This is a genomic window from Nocardioides cremeus, assembly GCF_030518195.1.
GTDB classification, from domain to species: Bacteria; Actinomycetota; Actinomycetes; order Propionibacteriales; family Nocardioidaceae; genus Nocardioides; species Nocardioides cremeus.
Map to the genome: position 1 here is coordinate 1 of NZ_JAULSC010000475.1, position 213 is coordinate 213.

Below are 213 nucleotides of genomic sequence, written 5' to 3' on the forward strand. Positions count from 1 at the left end.
CCGACGAGCGCCAGCGCTACCTCGAGACCGGCTCCTACGAGCCCGTCGAGGAGACCGGCGGCGCCGCCGAGCTGGTGGACACCCCCTCCGTTGGTCGAGCAGCGAGCGACGCGAGCGTCGTCGAGACCGAGCCCGTCGAGGTCCACGACACCGACGGCAGCAACCAGCGTGAGGTCCCGGCCCAGCGCGACACCTCGGGTGCGCACACCTCGG

General features: G+C 73.2%; 1 protein-coding gene. It reads left to right on the forward strand.

All coding sequences use genetic code 11. The annotated features are described in order from the left end of the window. The coding region (locus QWJ41_RS22620) for a hypothetical protein (protein ID WP_302710585.1) at positions 1-213 on the forward strand (213 nt) is incomplete at both ends.